17 protein-coding genes and 1 pseudogene are annotated in these 16,706 nt (G+C 68.0%); 9 read left to right on the top strand and 9 right to left on the bottom strand.

Features of this window, described 5'->3' with window-relative positions; genetic code table 11:
• Positions 1–134: 134 nt before the first annotated feature.
• Together ACRXBZ_RS06095 and ACRXBZ_RS06090 are read right to left on the bottom strand one after the other, a co-directional pair.
• Positions 135–1,535 carry an MFS transporter gene (locus ACRXBZ_RS06095; RefSeq protein ID WP_433878188.1) on the bottom strand — a complete coding sequence of 467 codons (1,401 nt, stop codon included), beginning with the start codon at positions 1,533–1,535 and terminating at the stop codon, positions 135–137.
• Positions 1,536–1,565: 30 nt separating this feature from the next.
• Positions 1,566–2,033: a MarR family winged helix-turn-helix transcriptional regulator gene (locus ACRXBZ_RS06090; protein WP_433878187.1), complete on the bottom strand. Its 468-nt coding sequence runs from the start codon at positions 2,031–2,033 to the stop codon at positions 1,566–1,568.
• Positions 2,034–2,135: 102 nt separating this feature from the next.
• Between ACRXBZ_RS06090 and ACRXBZ_RS06085 the strand changes: the two genes are divergently transcribed.
• Positions 2,136–2,558 carry an SPW repeat protein gene (locus ACRXBZ_RS06085; RefSeq protein ID WP_433878186.1) on the top strand — a complete coding sequence of 141 codons (423 nt, stop codon included), beginning with the start codon at positions 2,136–2,138 and terminating at the stop codon, positions 2,556–2,558.
• Here ACRXBZ_RS06085 and ACRXBZ_RS06080 read toward each other — a convergent pair.
• Positions 2,494–3,366 (bottom strand): hypothetical protein, encoded by an 873-nt coding sequence (locus ACRXBZ_RS06080; protein ID WP_433878185.1) that lies wholly within the window; start codon positions 3,364–3,366, stop codon positions 2,494–2,496. The two genes, ACRXBZ_RS06085 and ACRXBZ_RS06080, sit on opposite strands and share 65 nt — an antisense overlap.
• A gap of 276 nt (positions 3,367–3,642) precedes the next feature.
• Positions 3,643–4,101: an RICIN domain-containing protein gene (locus ACRXBZ_RS06075; protein ID WP_433883809.1), complete on the bottom strand. Its 459-nt coding sequence runs from the start codon at positions 4,099–4,101 to the stop codon at positions 3,643–3,645.
• 550 nt (positions 4,102–4,651) lie between these two features.
• Here ACRXBZ_RS06075 and ACRXBZ_RS06070 point away from each other — a divergent pair.
• The 6 genes from ACRXBZ_RS06070 to ACRXBZ_RS06045 all read left to right on the top strand — a co-directional run bounded on the left by ACRXBZ_RS06070 (position 4,652) and on the right by ACRXBZ_RS06045 (position 12,134).
• A complete protein-coding gene (locus ACRXBZ_RS06070; protein ID WP_168584226.1) occupies positions 4,652–6,049 on the top strand; it encodes a sugar porter family MFS transporter in 1,398 nt (465 codons plus the stop codon).
• Between the two features lie 16 nt (positions 6,050–6,065).
• Complete coding sequence (locus ACRXBZ_RS06065) at positions 6,066–7,151, top strand: glycoside hydrolase family 172 protein (protein WP_433878184.1); 1,086 nt, start codon at positions 6,066–6,068, stop codon at positions 7,149–7,151.
• Between the two features lie 32 nt (positions 7,152–7,183).
• A complete protein-coding gene (locus ACRXBZ_RS06060; RefSeq protein WP_433878183.1) occupies positions 7,184–8,977 on the top strand; it encodes a glycoside hydrolase family 183 protein in 1,794 nt (597 codons plus the stop codon).
• Positions 8,978–9,891: 914 nt separating this feature from the next.
• On the top strand, positions 9,892–10,185 hold the full coding sequence (locus ACRXBZ_RS06055) for a hypothetical protein (protein ID WP_433878182.1): 294 nt from the start codon (positions 9,892–9,894) through the stop codon (positions 10,183–10,185).
• A gap of 27 nt (positions 10,186–10,212) precedes the next feature.
• Complete coding sequence (locus ACRXBZ_RS06050) at positions 10,213–11,634, top strand: MFS transporter (protein ID WP_433878181.1); 1,422 nt, start codon at positions 10,213–10,215, stop codon at positions 11,632–11,634.
• 311 nt (positions 11,635–11,945) lie between these two features.
• Positions 11,946–12,134, top strand: coding sequence for a CsbD family protein (locus ACRXBZ_RS06045; RefSeq protein ID WP_433878180.1), 189 nt, complete (start codon positions 11,946–11,948; stop codon positions 12,132–12,134).
• Between the two features lie 391 nt (positions 12,135–12,525).
• Here the strand turns inward: ACRXBZ_RS06045 and ACRXBZ_RS06040 are convergent, their stop codons facing one another.
• From ACRXBZ_RS06040 to ACRXBZ_RS06025, 4 genes and pseudogenes are all read right to left on the bottom strand, one after another.
• Positions 12,526–13,404, bottom strand: coding sequence for an alpha/beta hydrolase (locus ACRXBZ_RS06040; RefSeq protein ID WP_433878179.1), 879 nt, complete (start codon positions 13,402–13,404; stop codon positions 12,526–12,528).
• A 235-nt stretch (positions 13,405–13,639) separates the two neighbouring features.
• Entirely contained in the window at positions 13,640–13,804 is a 165-nt protein-coding gene (locus ACRXBZ_RS06035; protein ID WP_433884135.1) for a hypothetical protein, read from the bottom strand.
• Positions 13,805–13,871: 67 nt separating this feature from the next.
• Positions 13,872–13,970: pseudogene (locus ACRXBZ_RS06030) on the bottom strand (winged helix-turn-helix domain-containing protein); the annotation flags it as partial.
• Between the two features lie 225 nt (positions 13,971–14,195).
• Positions 14,196–14,321 carry a hypothetical protein gene (locus tag ACRXBZ_RS06025; protein ID WP_433878178.1) on the bottom strand — a complete coding sequence of 42 codons (126 nt, stop codon included), beginning with the start codon at positions 14,319–14,321 and terminating at the stop codon, positions 14,196–14,198.
• 613 nt (positions 14,322–14,934) lie between these two features.
• On the opposite strand from ACRXBZ_RS06025, the gene ACRXBZ_RS06020 reads away from it, so the two are divergent.
• A complete protein-coding gene (locus ACRXBZ_RS06020; RefSeq protein WP_433883808.1) occupies positions 14,935–15,198 on the top strand; it encodes a transposase in 264 nt (87 codons plus the stop codon).
• 43 nt (positions 15,199–15,241) lie between these two features.
• Here the strand turns inward: ACRXBZ_RS06020 and lexA are convergent, their stop codons facing one another.
• Positions 15,242–15,901 (bottom strand): transcriptional repressor LexA, encoded by a 660-nt coding sequence (gene lexA / locus ACRXBZ_RS06015; RefSeq protein ID WP_433878177.1) that lies wholly within the window; start codon positions 15,899–15,901, stop codon positions 15,242–15,244.
• 501 nt (positions 15,902–16,402) lie between these two features.
• Between lexA and ACRXBZ_RS06010 the strand changes: the two genes are divergently transcribed.
• Positions 16,403–16,639, top strand: a complete 237-nt coding sequence (locus ACRXBZ_RS06010) for a hypothetical protein (protein ID WP_433878176.1) — start codon at positions 16,403–16,405, stop codon at positions 16,637–16,639.
• The last annotated feature ends 67 nt before the right edge of the window (positions 16,640–16,706 follow it).

The raw sequence follows: 16,706 nt of genomic DNA, 5'->3' as shown, positions 1-16,706 counted from the left end.
CGTCTGGACCACCCGACACCTCCCGCCGCGTGTGTCCTACCGCAGGTGAAGGGTAACTCCGCTGCCGCGCTTGCGTAAGTCGCCGAAGCCGGTGTGCACGCTGGCGCACGGGCGGATTGCCCGCTCCGGCAACATCATTCGCTCGCGGCTCGGGGCGGGTCCGGCGGCTGGAGCCCGGTCGGCGCGGGGCCCGGCACCGCGGCTTTCTCCTGGCGTGCTGGGGGGACGGGCCGGGGCGGGACGGGTTCCGGTGGTTCGGCGTGGACGTACTTGCCACCGCGCAGCCAGGATGCGATGGCGGCCACCAGGCAGGAGGCCACCGCGAAACCGAAGGCGATGGCCAGCCCCTGGGAGAACGGCGGGGAGATCAGCGCGGGGAAGAAGCTCCGGCCGGTGAGGTACGCGGCGTGGTCGGCGGGCAGCTGCTGGAGCGGGCTCGGGCCGAGCAGGGACTGGATCGGGTTGTACCCGAGCAGCGCGGCGAACAGGACCGCAACAGGCGGAAGGCCCGCCACACGCGTTGCGTCCGCGGTGGGCACGCCTTGCGCGATCAACCCGCTGGACAGCGTTTGCGGCAGCGTCTGGGCCAGACCGGAGATCATCAGACTGAAGAACACCCCGATGGACAGCACCATCGCCGAGTTCTGGAACGTCGTGCTCGTGCCCGCGCCCACGCCCCGCCGCCGCGGCGGCGGGCTGTTCATGATGGCTGCCCGGTTCGGCGCGGCGAAAAGGCCCATGCCGATCCCGTTGAGCAGCAGGATGCAGGCGAACGCCGGGTAGTGGAAGTTCGCCGGGAGCAACGCCAGCAGCACGAAGCTCGCCGCAGCCACCAGCATCCCGCCGGTGGCGAAGGGCCGCGCGCCCCACCGGTCGGACAACCACCCCGACACCGGGCCCGCCACCAGGAACCCGATGGTCATCGGAAGCATGTAGATGCCCGCCCACAGGGGAGTGGACTCGAAACCGTAACCGTGCTGCGGCAACCAGATGCCCTGCAACCAGACCACGAGGACGAACATCAGCCCGCCGCGGCCGATGCCGGAGAGCAGGTTGGCGATGTTCCCGGCGGTGAACGCCGTGATCCGGAACAGGGACAGGCGGAACATCGGTTCCGCCACGCGGGTTTCGACCACGCAGAACACCGCGAGCACGAGCAGCCCGGCGGCCATCGTGGCCAGCACCCGCGGATTGGTCCAGCCCATGACGTGGCCGTCGTAGGGCTGGATGCCGTAGGTGATTGCCACCAGGACGGCGACCAGCCCGATCGCGAAGGTCAGGTTGCCCCACCAGTCCGGCCGCGAATGCTCGGTGGTGCCTGTGTCGCGCAGCTTCCAGTACGCCCAGCAGGTGCCGAACAATCCGACCGGGACCGACACCAGGAAGACCAGGTGCCACTGAACCGGTGCCAACAGCCCGCCGAGGATCAGGCCGATGAACGACCCCGCGATGCCCGCCACCTGGTTCAGGCCCAACGCCAATCCGCGTTGCTGGACGGGGAAGACGTCGGTGAGGATCGCGCTGGAATTCGCCATCAGCATCGCGCAACAAGTGGGCGGCGGTGATCAGCCGTGCGGATAGGGCACCAGGTCGCCCAGTGCTTCGTCTGCGGCCGCGAGTTTCGTCAGACGCCACAAGGCCTTGGCGGCCCCGTCGACATCTCGTGGATCGAGCTGCCCCAGCAAGCGGGAGAGGGTTTCGCGCCGGGACGTCAGCACGCGGTGTACCAGCTCGCCGCCCGCCGCGGTGAGGCCGAGCGTGACCACGCTGCGGTTGCCCGGCTCGCGAGTCCGGGAGACCAGGCCGACGAGCTCCAAGCGGTCGCCGAGACGCGTCACCGATGAGGCGTTCAATCCCAGGGCGGCCGCGGCCCGCGAAGACGGAAGCGGTCCTCTGTCCGCGAGCGCCGCGAGGAGCCGGAACTGCGGGAGGGTCACGGTTTCGCCCGCCAGGCTCCTGGTCGCGAGCCCCACCAACATGCGCGTCGCCGCTTCGAACGCATCGATGGCGTCCGCGTGGCGCTTCCTGGGCACGGCATCCCGGGAGGGCGAAGACTTCATGAGAACAAGACTTGCACGCTGCAAATCTGCATGTCAAGCTGGGTTTAGCGCCGAAATGTATTGGGGAGGTGCATCATGACGAGCCAGCAGATTCCCATCGCGGGACACCCCGATCTGACGGAACTCCGGTCCCGCTACGAGCACATCGCCGAGACCCCCATCGCGCAGGCCGCGTACGGCTTGATGGTTTTGGCCGGGCTGTACGTCGCCCTGTCGCCGTGGATCGTCGGCTTCGCGGGCATGAGCCCGCTCGCGGTCAACAACCTGATCATCGGTCTCACCGTCGCCGGGCTGGCGGTCGGCTACGCCTCGGCCTTCGGCCGGCTGCACGGCGTCGCGTGGCTGGTCCCCGTCCTCGGGGTGTGGACGATCATCGCGGAATGGGTGATGAGCGGTGCGGTCGCGACGATGCCGGTCGTGATCAGCAACGTGGTCAGCGGCGCCATCGTGGTGCTGCTGGGGATCGCGGCCGCGGGCCTGGTCCTGCAGCATCGCTGAAGTCCGGCGAAGCGGTGCGCCCGGTGACCGCCGGCATCCGAATGCCGGCGGTCACCACCGTGATCGCCACGTCCCGGCGCGCAGTCCTGAACACCGCGCCCGACGACGCGGACCTGGGTTCCGTCACCCGGGGTGGGCGCAATTTCTCACGAAATTGCGCCCACCCCGGGTGACGGGGCGGTGCGTGCGCCCAGATCTGCTCGAAGGCGAGGTGCACGAGGCAATCCCGGCACAGCACCAGATCCGCGGTCGGCAACGGGTCACGGGCCAGGTTCAGGACCCCGAACCGCCGCGATGGCCGCGCATAGGACTTCCGGTTGTGCTCGATGAGTTCGGGGACGATGTCGCCGCCGAAGTAGCTGTCCACGCCCAGTTCGCTCCTGCTGAGCCAACCGAAGTCCTCGCAGGGCACGTCGGCGATGGACCGCACGCCCCGTCGGCGCAACAGGGCCGGGATCTCAGCGCGCAGAAGTGCCGTGGCGGCGTCCTCCGATCCCTGCCCGGACACCGACTCCGGGCTGCCCCACAAGTTGTGCCGGTAGATGTAGCGGAACACCTCGCCCGTTCCCTGCCGGACGAGGTGCTCGCGGTGCTCGAGGTGCTCGCGGTGCTCGCGGTGCTCGCGGTGCTCGCGGTGCTCGCGGTGCTCGCGGTGCTCGCGGTGCTCGCGGTGCTCGCGGTGCTCGCGGTGCTCGCGGTGCTCGCGGTGCTCGCGGTGCTCGCGGTGCTCGCGGTGCTCGCGGTGCTCGCGGAAGTTGACGTTCGTTGCGAGTTCCGGACGTCCCCACGCCGCCTCATCGGCGCCCATCGCATCGTCCTTCCTGTCGCGCGAACACGCAGCATCGGTACCGTGCCCCGCACATCCAGGGTGGTCGCGATTTCGGTTGTCCCATACCGCCCGCCGGTTGATCTCGGATCGTCGCGGCCGCAAGCCGGTGATCACGGGTGATGGCGTCCGAGGGGGCGGGGACCGGCTGCCCCCGCCCGCTCGGAAACCACTCGGATCGGGTACCTCACCCGGAGAGGGGTGAGCGGCGATTTCGCGCGAAATCGCCGGCTGGGACACCCGATCCCGCGTGGCTCGTTACCTCATCTCCCACTGCTGCGCCGGGTTCGAGGGGTCGCAGCTGAACAGCCGCACCTGCTCCTGGCCGAGGTTGCCGAGGCAGCTGTTGGTGGCCGGGTGCCAGATCAGGCTGCCCGAGTCGGCGGGCTCGACCCGCCACTGCTGGGTCCTGTCGTAGGAGTCGCACGCGGAAAGACGCACGTTGGGGCCGTCGACCTGGCCCAGACAGCTGTTCGTGCCGTTGATCCGGAGCAGCTCCGCGTTGCCGAGGTACTCGCGGGACCAGTTCTGGCTCGCGCTGCTCGGGTTGCACTCGGCCAGTGCGACCCCGTAGCTGTCCCAGCTGTACAGGCACCCGTCATCGGCCACGTTGTGCAGCGGGGTTTCCCGGGGGGCGGGGGCCGCCGCCGCGAGTGGCAGCGCGACCGAGCCGCTCAGGCACAGCGCGCCCAATGCCGCCAGGGTCCAGTGGCTCACTTTACGCAATGAACTCACCTCGTAGAATCTAGATTCACGTAGCACGCGTCGTTCGAGCACGTGCGTCACCGAGTTCACTGCTATCCCAGCGGAAAATCCCCAATTCACACCACTGTGGGCGAGCACTGGCCCAAGAAGCGCGAACCGGGTACAACCCCGCAACGAAGGCCTTCGGCAGGTTTCGACGGCACTCTTCGCGCTCACCACGGCCGAAGCGACCCGGCGCCGACGACGTGCACCGGAGCGCCGACCGCCACCTGGAGATCGTCACGGCGATCGAATCGGGCGATCCGGTGAAGACGCAGCGCCGGTGTTGTGGCGCGCAATCCCACGCTCAGAGTTTCCCTTGCGCCGTAGGTGGATGCCAACCGCACGAGCGCGGCGCAGGTATTGCGGGCCGCGCTGCGGGGTACCAGGAACGTGATGGGCGCGCCGAGGGGGCGGCGCGATCGACGTTCACCCGTTTGCGGCCCGCCCGGTGCCCGTCGCCGCGATGGAGAGCAGCCGAACCCGGAATGCGGTGCAGCCGTTTCCGCATCGGAGGTGATCGATGGGAACGCCGTCGCCGAAGCCCGAGCTCGCCACGCGGCGTGTCTACGCCCTGGGGTCGCTGGCCGCGATCCTGTTCGGCTACGACAACGGGATCATCTCGGCCGCCATCCTGTTCATCCCGCACGAGCTGCCGCTGACGCCGCTGCTCAAGGGCGCCGTGGTCAGTGCCACGGTCGTCGGAGCGATGGTGGGAGCGCTGGCCAGCGGGCCGGCCGCCGACTGGCAGGGACGGCAGCGCCTGCTGCTCGCGGCCGGGGTGGTGTTCACCATCGGGGCGCTCGGCGCAGGCGTGGCACCGACAGTCGCCACGCTGGTGCTGTTCCGGTTCATCATCGGGCTGGGGATCGGCATCGCGTCGGTGGTGGTGCCGCTCTACCTGGCCGAGATGGCACCCGCCGGTGGCCGCGGCTGGATCACCTCGCTGAACCAGTACATGATCATCGTGGGCACGGCGCTGGCCGCCGCCTGCGGGTACGCGCTGGCCTTCTCCGCCTCGTGGCGCTGGATGATCCTCATCGGCGTGTTCCCCGCAGCGGTGCTGGTCCTGGGGTTGCTGGCCGCACCGGACACGCCCCGGTCGCTGGTCCGCCGGGGTCACCCCGAGCGGGCACGCACGCTGCTCGTCGGCCTGCGCGGCGACCAGGACGCCGCCGACCGGGAACTCGCCGAGATCACCGAGCTCGAACGCCAGCAGCGGGACGCCAGGCTCGGCGCCCGCATGTCCGCGCCGTGGGTGCGCCGCCTGCTCGTGCTGGGCGCGCTGCTCGCCGTGTTCCAGCAGATCACCGGAATCAACACGATCGTCTACTACGCGCCCACCGTGCTGACGACCTTCGGGGTTTCCGACGTCACGGCACTGCTGTTCACGTTCCTGAACGGGCTGGTGAACATCGCGACGATCGCGGTGGTGGTGCGGCTCAAGATCGTGGATCGCTGGGGTCGCAAGCCCGTCTTGCTCGTCGGCCTGGTGGGCATGTCGGCGAGCCTGTTCGCGGTCGGGGCGGCGGCGTCGCTCCTGTCTCCCGAGTCGCCGGCGCTGTTCGGGATCGCGGTCGCCGCGTTCGTGGTGTACACGAACACCTTCTCCGCCACCTGGGGGCCGGTGCTGTGGGTGGTGCTGGCGGAGATCTTCCCGCTGGCGATCCGCGGTGCGGCGATGGCAGTCGCCACGTTGTTCAACTGGCTGACGGACTTCTTCGTCGCGCTCACCTTCCCCACCTTCACCTCGCTGGTGGGCGCGGGGATCGTGTTCATCGCCTACGCGGCAGCGGGGGTGATCATCTTCCCGGTCGTCTGGTGGATGGTGCCGGAAACCAAGCAGCGAAGCCTGGAATCGCTGGAGAAGGCCTTCCGCCGGAGCAAGCGGTTCCGCTTCTCGGAAGGACCGGACCGATGAGTTCAGGAGTTGTACGATGACCGTCGACTACGGCCCGCACGGATCCAGCCTGCGTGACCTGCCGCGCCTGCGGAGCAGTCGCCGGGGGCGCGCGTCCAGCTGGGACCGCAGCGGGGGCAACGACGACCGCCTCACGATCGAACCGGGCCAGACCGCCACCCTCGCCGAAATCCGCGGGGCCGGGAGCATCAATCACATCTGGGTGACCGTCGCGAACGAACGCATGCTGCGCGATCCCTGGATGCGCGAGCCGGACTACCTGCGCAAGCTGGTGCTGCGCGCCTACTGGGACGGCGAGGGGAGCCCAAGCGTCGCCGTCCCGGTGGGCGACTTCTTCGGGGTCGGGCACGGCCGAACGACCAACTTCGTTTCCGCGCCGCTGCAGATGAGCCCGCAGGACGGCAAGGCGTTCAACTGCTTCTTCCCGATGCCGTTCGGCTCGGATGCGCGGTTGGAGGTCACCAGTGAGCTCCTCCACGAGCGGGTTTTCTTCTACTACTACGTCGATTACGAGTTCTTCGACGAGCTCGGCCCGGACATCGGCCGGTTCCACGCGCAATGGCGGCGCAGCAACCCCTGCCCGGGCGTCGGCCAGGGCGCGGAGACCAACGACCGGTTCCTGCTCACCGGCACGAACCTCGACGGCCTGGACAACTACACGATCCTCGAAGCGGCCGGGCGCGGCCACTACGTCGGCTGCGTGCTCAACATCCACAACCTGCGCGAAACCAACGAGTGGAACTGGTACGGCGAGGGCGACGACATGATCTTCATCGACGGCGAGCGCTGGCCGCCCGCGCTGCACGGCACCGGGACCGAGGACTACTTCAACACCGCATGGTGCCCGTCGCAGACCTACCACGCACCGCACCACGGCATCACGCTTCCCGGCGGCGACAACTGGTCGGGGCAGATCAGCCTCTACCGCTTCCACATCGAGGACCCGATCCCGTTCCGGCGGTCGATCCGGGTCAGCATCGAGCACGGCCACGCGAACAAGCGTTCCGACGACTACTCGTCGGTGGCGTACTGGTACCAGGAGGAGCCGCACGCCCCGTTCTCCCTCGCACCCGTCGAGCAGCGCATCCCGCGGGCGCAATGACAGCCCGGGATGGTGTGAACCGGCGCCAGTTCGTGAAGTTCTCACTCGCGGGGGCGGCAGCGGTGCTGCTCGGGGGCGCGCCGCGCGCCGTCAACGCCGCCGTCGACGCCACCGCCGGACCGACCGTCGTCGACCCGGCCAGCACTTTCTTCGCGACCGCGTTCACCGAGTACGCGGCCAGCGTCACCAGCAACAGCACCGGGGACCTGTGGCCGACCTGCTGGGCGGACGACGACTACGTCTACACGGCCAACGGGGACGGGCAGGGCTTCGGCAACGAGCCGATGGCCGCGATCGTGGTGAACCGGATCGCCGGGATGCCGGAGACCGGCCTGCACGGCGAGCGCCTGGCCGCCGGTGACGCCGTCGCCAAGGTGCACGCCGATTCCAAGCTTTACAACGCGAAACCCACCGGGATCGTCGCGGTCGACGGCAACGGAGACGGCCGCGACGAGCTGTACCTGGCCGTGCAGGACCTGCGCTACGCGCCCGCCGAGACGGCGTTCGACGACGCGCCGAACGCGAGCATCGTCAAGTCGGAGGACTACGGGCGCACCTGGCAGCAGCCGTCCGGGCCGATGTTCACCGACCACATCTTCACCACGATCATGTTCCTCGACTTCGGACGCAGCCAGGAACACGCTCTAACGCTCGGCCCGGAGGCCGCCGGGTACGTGTACGCCTACGGCCTGGACCACAACTGGCGCGACTCCTACACCAACACGGTGCCGTCCCCCACGAGCCTCTACCTGGCCCGGGTTCCCCGGAACGTGATCCAGCAGCGGGACGCGTGGCGGTTCTACACCGGCACCGGGCAGGACGGTCGTCCGCAGTGGAGTGCCGACATCGGGGCGAAGGCGCCGGTGCTCACCGACGAACGGCGGCTCTACACCGACCTGCTCGGCGAAGGCCGGCGCGACCTCAGCGTGATCTCCCAGGGAGGTGTCCTCTACAACGCCCCGATGCGCCGGTTCCTCTACACCTCGTGGAGCGAGTACACCTTCGAGTTCTACGAGGCGCCGACACCCTGGGGGCCTTGGCAGCTGTTCATGTCCAAGGACTTCGGCGCCCAGCCCTGGTTCGGCCACCCCGGCCGCGTCCGGATCATCCCCGTGCCGGGCGGCCACGACATCCCGACGCCGGAGGCCGGCGAGGGCGAGCCGGCGTGCGCCGGCCCGAAGAACGGCGGCTACGCCGCGACCATCCCGGCGAAGTTCGTCTCGCCCGACGGAACGCGGATGTGGTTGCAGTCCAACTGGTTCCTGAACGTGGCGTGCGGGCTGCCCAACTACCGCTTCTCATTGCGGCAGCTCCATCTGTCCGCCCGCCAGCTGGGCGATCCCGCCAACAACCCGCCGAACCCGACGGCCAACCTGGCCCGGCCGGAGAGGGGACCTTTCCCCATCGAGAGGACAGCCCACTACGGCCGCGGCGACTACTTCAACAACGGCATCCGGGAGGAGAGCGAGGACAGCTTCGGCGGCTCCCGGAAGCAGGCCGATTTCTGGGGCTACACCTGGAAGGACGAGTACTGGGTCGATCGCGTCGTCTATACGACGGGCAGCATGTTCTCCGACGGCGGCTGGTTCGCCCGCGACCTGACGGTGCAGGTGCGTCAGGGAGCCGACTGGGTGAACGTCACCGGCCTGACGACCACCCCGACGTACCCGTACGACAACACGGCGGGACCGAACAAGACCTACGCGCTGACGTTCGACCCGATCGTCGGCGACGGCGTCCGGATCGTCGGAGTCCCCGGTGGTTCGGCCACGTTCACCTCGATCGGCGAGCTGGAGGTGTACTTCGACGGCAGACCGCCCCGGTGACCGGAGACCTGGCCGTTGGGTCTGGTGATTGGAGACCTGGCCGTAGGGTCCGGTGGTCGACGGTCCGCAATTTCCATTGAAATCGGACCCGCCCATCCGATTTCCATTGAAATTGGGCTGCCTGCCGTGGCGGGCGTCGTCGGTGGCGGGCGCTGGATCTTGCGACCACTCGGGTGTTTGGACCGGAACTAACCCTCACGACGGGTGTCCATCCGGTCGTGAGTGGTGATGCCGGTTCTTACCGGAGCTTCGCCCTGGGCCAGTGCGCAGGTCCGCTGCTCTCGGGGATCCTCTCGGACGGCCCAGGAGGCATGAGAAGCGGCCTGCTCATCGGCGTGGCCCTGCTGCTCGCAGCAATCCCAACAGCCCTCGCCCAGCGGACCGCCCGCACGCCCGCGGACCGCTGATCCAGGGCGAGGCAGCACGCAGTTCGATACAGCACGTAGTTCGAGGCGAGAGCCGTGATCTTGCCTTGTAATGACGGGTGGTTCGAGCGCATCGAACTTCGGAGTCCACAATGGATTATTGGAGCCCTGCCGCGGCCAGCGCTGCACATAGCAACACGATGTGTGTGGGGAAAGCGTAGCGGGGTAGCTGGAAGGAGACGACTCCCGGCCGGATCGGGCCAGCTGCCGGACCGGGCGGACCCGATGCCGTGGAGCCGGGAGCTTCCCGTTGAGCGGGGGTGTTCTTTGTGATTGTGCTAGGGGTAATCCTATTGCTCCTCGGTGTCTTCCTCAACATTTCGGTCCTGTGGACGCTGGGAGCCGTGTTGACCGTGGTAGGCGTCGTGTTCGCCGTTGCAGGTGCGAGCGGACGTGCTATCGGTGGCCGGAAGCACTGGTTCTGAATGACCGCAGGCGGGATGTGTTGCCCGAGCGTTCGCTCGGGTAGTCCCCGGGCGTTGATCGAAAGTGTGCGGACGGATCGCCGGCGAGGAGTCCAAGCGCAGAGCCGCGGACCGAGCCGACCGGATGGAGGCCGGCCGGACGCACGGCCGGGCGGTCCAGGGCGACGACGCGGTGGTGCGGGCGGCCGAGCGGGGAGCGGTGGAAACCTTGCTGCTGGAGGAGGACGTTCCGGCGCGGCACGAGGAGTTCCTGCTCAAGACTTGCGCCGAGACCGCCTCCGAGGTCGGACTCGTGCCCGCGGGGACCGGGCTGACCGATGGGGCGGGGGCGATCCTGCGCTTCCCGGTGCAGCAGTGAGCGCGAGCGGGCGGAGGGTTGGCCGTCATGGGGGCAGCCGACGGACAGCGCGATCGGCGCGGCAGCGGTCGTGACGAGCCGGAAGCGACCATTGTGGACGAACGGCAGGCCAAGCGGGCTGTCGCCGCGGCCGCCATCGGCAACACGATGGAATGGTTCGACTTCGGCGTGTACAGCTACATCGCTGTCATCATCAGCCAGGTCTTCTTCCCGCCCACCAACGCGACAGCGCAATTGCTGTCCACCTTCGCCACGTTCGCGGTGGCGTTCCTGGTCCGGCCGCTGGGCGGGTTCTTCTTCGGTCCTCTGGGCGACCGCATCGGCCGCCGGAAGGTGCTGGCCACCACCATGGTCACGATGGCGTTGGGAACGCTGGCGATCGGGCTGATCCCCAGCTACGCCACGATCGGCATCTGGGCGCCGGTGCTGCTGCTGGTGGCCCGGCTCATCCAGGGGTTCTCCACCGGCGGCGAGTACGGCGGCGCGGCCACGTTCGTCTCGGAGTACTCGCCGGACCGGCGGCGCGGATTCATGGCCAGCTGGCTGGAATTCGGCACGCTGACCGGATACTCGCTCGGTGCCGCGCTTGTCACAGTGCTGACCGTGACGATGGCCCCGCAGGACCTGACGACCTGGGGTTGGCGGATCCCGTTCCTGGTGGCCGGTCCGCTCGGGATCATCGGGCTCTACCTCCGGTTCCGGTTGGAGGAAACCCCCGCTTACCGCAAGAACTCCGAAGACGAGCAGCCGCAGGCGGCGGCGACTTGGCGCAGCCTGCGCACGATCTTTGGCCGCCACTGGCGCCCGATGCTGAAGTGCGTCGGCCTGGTGCTGGTGTTCAACGTGACGAACTACCTGCTCACCGCCTACATGCCGACGTACCTATCGGCCGTGCTCGGCTTCCAGCACACCAGCTCGCTGATCCTCGTTCTTGTGACGATGGTGCTGGTGATGGGCCTGATCGTGGTGCTGGGCCGGTTCTCCGACCGGATCGGCAGGCTGCCCATCGCGGGGTTCGGCAGCGTCGCGCTGATCGTGCTGTCGTACCCGGCGTTCCTGCTGATTGCCCAGGGCAGCGTGGGGGCGGTGCTGGGTGGCCTGCTGGTCATCGGTCTGACGTTGATCTGCTTCAGCAGCACGATGCCCGCGACGCTGCCGGCGCTGTTCCCTACCGAGATCCGCTACGGCGCGGTGTCGGTCGGGTTCAACATCTCGGTCGCGCTGTTCGGTGGCACCACGCCGCTGATCGCCGAAGCGCTCGTCGCGGTGACCGGGGTGAAGTCGATCCCCGCGGTCCTGCTCGTCGCAGCCGGAGCGGTTGGGCTGGTAGCGGTGTACTTCACGCGTGAACCTGCCGGTCGTTCCCTCCCCGGAGCACGGCCCACCGCGGCAAACCGCGCGGAGGCGCGGCGGCGCGTCCGAGATGAGCGCGGTGAAGATCAGGATTAGCGCCTCGGCGCATCGGGTAGACCGTGCGTAGCGGCGTTGCCGTCGATGTGATCGTCGAGGTGTCTGTGATGGGCGCAGAAGATGCGGGAGCGCGCGTACGTTCCCGGTTGCGTGGAGGGGGCGTGGAAAACGTCGTCTCTGGGCATCAACCGGGTCAACTGCGTGGCGCAGCGTCCAGTGTGGATTTCGCAGGCCCCACACCGCTGTTCGGACAGCAAGCCGGTGGGTGGCGAGACGCAACCCCAGCCGAGTAGCTCGTCGGGTATCCGACAGGGAGAAGCACCAACGCAGTGAACGGAAGGAGTGCCGCGATGGCTGGCGAGGACAAGGTGAAGAACAAGGCAGAAGAGCTGAAGGGCAAGGTGGAGAAGAAGGTCGGCGAGGCCACCGATAACGAGCAGCTGGAAGCGGAGGGCAAGGGCAAGGAGGTGAAGGGGGGCCTCAAGCAGGCCGGTGAGAAGGCCAAGGACGCCTTGACCGGTGACGAGGACAAGAAATGACCGTGTGCGCACGGAAAATGGGTGCGCACGGTGAATGGTGACCCCGCCTGCGCACGGTGAATGGTGACCCCGCCTGCGCACGGTGAATCGAGCGGAGGCCGCGAACTCGGAGTTCGCGGCCTCTGCTCGTGTCCGGGATCATTTCCGGTGCCGTCTGCGGCGTCGTGTGTCCGCTCAGAGCCTGTTGGTGAATGGTCTGCGTGGGTGGTCGCTTAGCGGAACCTTAGGTTTCCTGGACTGCGGGTGCCCCTCCTGATGTATGTCCAATACGCGGCGGAGGTGCCGTCCTCGCCAGAAAACCTCTCAGAACCCGCCGATGGTCGTCTTGGCAAGGTGAATGCAAGCGGCTGCGCCGCTTCCAAAGGCGCGGACGGCATTCGCCGACAGGCTCTCAGGCCTTCAGGTGGGCGTCGAGCCAGTCCACGATCTCGTCGAGCACCTGTTCCTGCTCCGGCTCGTTGTGCGCCTCGTGGTAGAGCCCTTCGTAGATCCGCAGGGTGAGGTCCGACGACCGGGCGTGGGCGCGCACCAGCTCGCTGGCGGCCGGTGGCATCAGCCGGTCCGCGCCGCCGTGCAGGACGAACAGCGGCATGGTCAGCGACGCCAGGCGCTGCGGCATGGCCTCGACGGCCAGCATGATCTCGACGGCGGTCCGCGCTCGCATCTTCCCGGCGTGGTTGAGCGGGTCGGTGCGGTAGTCCCGCACCACCTCGGGGTTGCGGCTGATGGTGTTCGCGTCGAGGCTGCGCACACCGAGGTCGGGCAGCAGTTTGGACAGCAGCGGTGAGACGACCTTCTCCACGGCTGACACCGCGCCGGTGTTGAGCGCCGGGGCGGAGATCACGGCACCGACGATTCGGTCCAGAGGCGTCCCGGTGAGGTACTGCAGGGAGATCAGCCCGCCGAGGCTGTGCCCGTAGACGAACAGCGGCACGTCCTCGTGGCGCTGACCGGCCAGCCGCGCCAGGAGGTCGACCCCCGCGACGGCAGCGGCCATGCTGCCGATGTTGCCGCGCGTTCCCGGCGAGCGGCCGTGCCCGGGATGGTCGACGGCATAGACCGCGTAGCCGGCCGCGTTGAGCCGCTCCGCGACGTGGCGGTAGCGACCGCTGTGCTCGTGCACACCGTGGACGAGCACGACCACCCCGGTAGCCTGGGCACCGCGATTCCCGGGTTGGTCGACGGTCCAGCTCTGCCAGTACTGCCCCGAGGACAGGGTTCCTTCGAGGTGCGATGCCGTCGGCCGTGCATCGTCGTCGGGCTGCGTCATCGAGTACCTACCTGTCCTGCCATGCGTGCTGGTCGCCTTCGCGGAAGGCGCGCGTGCTCCCGGGCAAGCCTCATCCGGTGATCGGATCTCGGCGACTCCGGGAGGTGGGTGCCTGCAAAGGTACGCGGCCTAACGAGGTTCGGGCACAAGCCGGAACCATGCTTGGCACATTCCCGGATGGAGCAGAAGTCCCCGCACACCGTTCGGTGTACGGGGACTTCTGCTGATCGCGACGTCAGCGCAGGCCGGTGGCACGGGCGAACGCCTCCCAGCGGATCAACTTGAAATTGGTGTCGGTCCGGACCTCACCGTCCGGGCCGGTGCTCTCCGGGGTGTTCTGGCCGTCGTGGACCACCAGAAGACCCTGCGGGAACTGGTCGCCGAGCGGATCGGTCGTCACCATGGCGCCGTCGGATAGTCCTCCCCCCATCGGCGCACGGCCTCGGGGTCCCGCTCGTAGGCCTGCGGATCGGTCTCTGCGGCGACAAACCCCAACAGCGCAGATAGTCGCCGACGGTGCGCAAACTCAACACGACGCCGTGGCGCACCCGGATCAACTCGGCCACCGCCCCAGCCGAACGCGGCGGAGCCGAAATGGGACTGGATCCGCACCCGCATGCGCTGCCGACACACCCTCACCACCCGCCTGTGGTCACCCGAGGAGGGCGCAATTTCGCGAGAAATTGCGCCCACCCCGGGTGACGGGCCATCGTCGCGCTTCGTGATCGCCGCAGTGCGTTCGTGCAGGTGGTGGCAATTTCGCGAGAAATTGACCGTCACCCGGGTGAACGTCAATTTCGCGAGAAATTGACCCCACCCATGCCGTCCTCGACCGTCTCGGCGGTCCGCCCGTCGAACAGATCGGGAACGTGCACCTCGTGGCCGGCGGCGCGCAACCGGTCGGCGGTGGTGTACACGGAAGGTCGCAAGCCGAACGCAGAATGAAGCAACAGGATATCCACAAGGGACATCAAATCAGCTCGGCCCGACCCGTCCCGAGAACACCCCTGGCACGGCCGGGGGGAAGCAAGCAGCTCTTCCAAGGCGCTGCAAGCCCGAGCGTCGGCAACGTCGTTCCCGAAGACGACGGCACTGTCATCGTGCGCGGCAACATCGGGACGACGGCACTGTCATCGTGCGTGGCAACATCGGTTGGAACACCGGCCTCGACGCGAGGATCAGCGTCCTCGCCGTCTGAGCCGGCACATCAAGCAGGTGAAAAGCACTCCACCGTCCTGCCGCACGCGTTCGTCGGCTACCGCATCACCCCCGACGGCCTGGCGCACCTCGGCGGAAGCCGCATCGTCGACGGCAGAACCATCGACGGGGTGCAGGACTATCCGGCCATCGTCGCTCGCGTTTGCCGCGAGGGCGCGGTGATCTTGTGGCTGGACCAGACCGGGATCCGCTCGGATGCCGCAGTGGGCCGAACCTGGGCACCGGCCGGCCGGACACCCGTGGTGGGCAAGACCGGGGAAACGGTTCAGCGTGATCACTTGGACCGTCAGGTCCAGGTGATCGTCGACGGTCATCCTGTCCACCGCCGTAAGACCGTCCGCAAGTGTCTGGACCGATCACGCTGCGGCGATCGAGATGCACTTCCTGCCCGGATACAGCCCGGAGCTCAACCCGGACGAGATCCGGGGTGCCGACCTCAAGCGGACCATGTCCACCGGCACAGCACCGAAAACCCGCGACGAGTCGAAACAAGCGGTCCGCTCCAACCGGCTCCACAAGTCGCCTGGCCGAGTTCGCTCCTACTTCGGCAAACCCGAAGTCCGCTACGCCGCCTGACATCACACAATTGCCCTACTACGAATCAATAGCCCAGCCTGTTTCAGACGCTGCGCAGTACCGAGACGACGGAGCCCAGCACCACGGCGGTGTCACCGTCAATGACCTCGTAAGCCGGGTTGCGAGGCTCCAGGTAGACGTGGCCGTTGCGGCGGCGGTACACCTTGACGGTCGCCTCGCCGTCGATCATCGCGGCGACGATCTGTCCGGAATGCGCCTCCGGCTGCTGCCGGACCACGACGATGTCGCCGTCGCAGATCGCGGCGTCGATCATCGAGTCACCGCGCACACGCAAACCGAAAACGTTGCCGCGACCGGTGAGTTCGCGGGGCAACGACAGAACGTCGTCGACGTGTTCTTCGGCCGCGATGGGAATTCCGGCGGCGATATCGCCGACCACGGGCACGCTCACCGAGTCATCGCCGGGCTGCCGCGCCGTGGGCCGCAGGAAGGCCCGCACGTCGATCGGCCGGGACATCGTCGTGCTGCGCCGCAGGAAACCCTTCTCCTCCAGGCTCGTCAGGTGCTTCGACACCGACGAGGACGACCTGAGTCCGACGGCATCGCCGATCTGGCGCGTGCTCGGCGAATACCCATACCTGGTCACCCAATCCCGGATCGTGGCCAGGATTCTCTGCTGACGCAGCGGCAGGGTCGAGGGGTCCAGGTGCTCGAACGCGTCGAGATCGTCGTAGGCGGCCACCTGCGGAATGTTAGAGGCCGACGCCCGCGACCAAGCCACCGGCCCGCACCGGCGACTGCGAAACCGGCTCTTACCGGTTCTCGCACTCCCGACCGGTTCACGATTTCGACGTAGCGACCGAGCAGCGCGAAGCCGTGCCACCGCTGCAGCCTCCCCACGAAGAAGATCCACGCGGCGAAGGAGGTCAGCACGACGAGCGCCAGCTCTGCGGGATCGGCAGGATGCGCCGATCGCGGAGCTGGTGACGCCGCTGCGGCGGGTGCACGCTGGGGAGCGGGTCCGTGGCACTGGACTGGCGGCCTCTCCTGTCGGCTTCCCACGTCCTGGCCGATCTCACTCCCGCGCCGGTCACCCCGGTGCACGACTACCCGCGATGGACCCTGCATTTCGGAGACGAATAAGGGCTGAAAGTCCTCGCCGCCGTCGCGGAGGTGCGGGGATACTGACTTGGTAGGCCGACATCTAATTCTAGTGGCTTCTGGTCGGAAGATGAGGCGCGCCTTGTTCGAACCCGTAGCGCGTTGGTTTGCCGGAGTGTCAGATTGGCATCCCCTTGCCCTGTACGAGATCGTTCTCGAACGCAATGGCCCCAAGTGGCAGGTGACCTACCTGATGCACGGTGAGCAGCATGCCTGCATCGGCTTCGAAAGCGAAGCCGATGCTCGACGCGACGTCGAGTACCTGATGAGCCGTGGCCCGGCCGGGGAGCAGTGGCGCGAGGCCTACCCGGATCGCTGAGCCGCGGCACGCGAACCAGGGATGGAGCGCGGCGGGGGAGTCGCTGGTCTGCCAAACTCGGCTCGGG

This window comes from Saccharopolyspora hattusasensis (assembly GCF_050972075.1).
GTDB classification, from domain to species: Bacteria; Actinomycetota; Actinomycetes; order Mycobacteriales; family Pseudonocardiaceae; genus Saccharopolyspora; species Saccharopolyspora hattusasensis.
This window is presented reverse-complemented; position numbering and strand designations above follow the sequence as displayed.

Bases quoted from the DNA above. Each gene is read 5' to 3' on its own strand.
- ACRXBZ_RS06080 (WP_433878185.1), bottom strand. From the start codon at position 3,366: ATGGGCGCCGATGAGGCGGCGTGGGGACGTCCGGAACTCGCAACGAAC.
- ACRXBZ_RS06045 (WP_433878180.1), top strand. From the start codon at position 11,946: ATGGCTGGCGAGGACAAGGTGAAGAACAAGGCAGAAGAGCTGAAGGGC.
- ACRXBZ_RS06085 (WP_433878186.1), top strand. From the start codon at position 2,136: ATGACGAGCCAGCAGATTCCCATCGCGGGACACCCCGATCTGACGGAA.
- ACRXBZ_RS06065 (WP_433878184.1), top strand. From the start codon at position 6,066: ATGACCGTCGACTACGGCCCGCACGGATCCAGCCTGCGTGACCTGCCG.
- ACRXBZ_RS06040 (WP_433878179.1), bottom strand. From the start codon at position 13,404: ATGACGCAGCCCGACGACGATGCACGGCCGACGGCATCGCACCTCGAA.
- ACRXBZ_RS06095 (WP_433878188.1), bottom strand. From the start codon at position 1,535: ATGGCGAATTCCAGCGCGATCCTCACCGACGTCTTCCCCGTCCAGCAA.
- ACRXBZ_RS06070 (WP_168584226.1), top strand. From the start codon at position 4,652: ATGGGAACGCCGTCGCCGAAGCCCGAGCTCGCCACGCGGCGTGTCTAC.
- ACRXBZ_RS06050 (WP_433878181.1), top strand. From the start codon at position 10,213: ATGGGGGCAGCCGACGGACAGCGCGATCGGCGCGGCAGCGGTCGTGAC.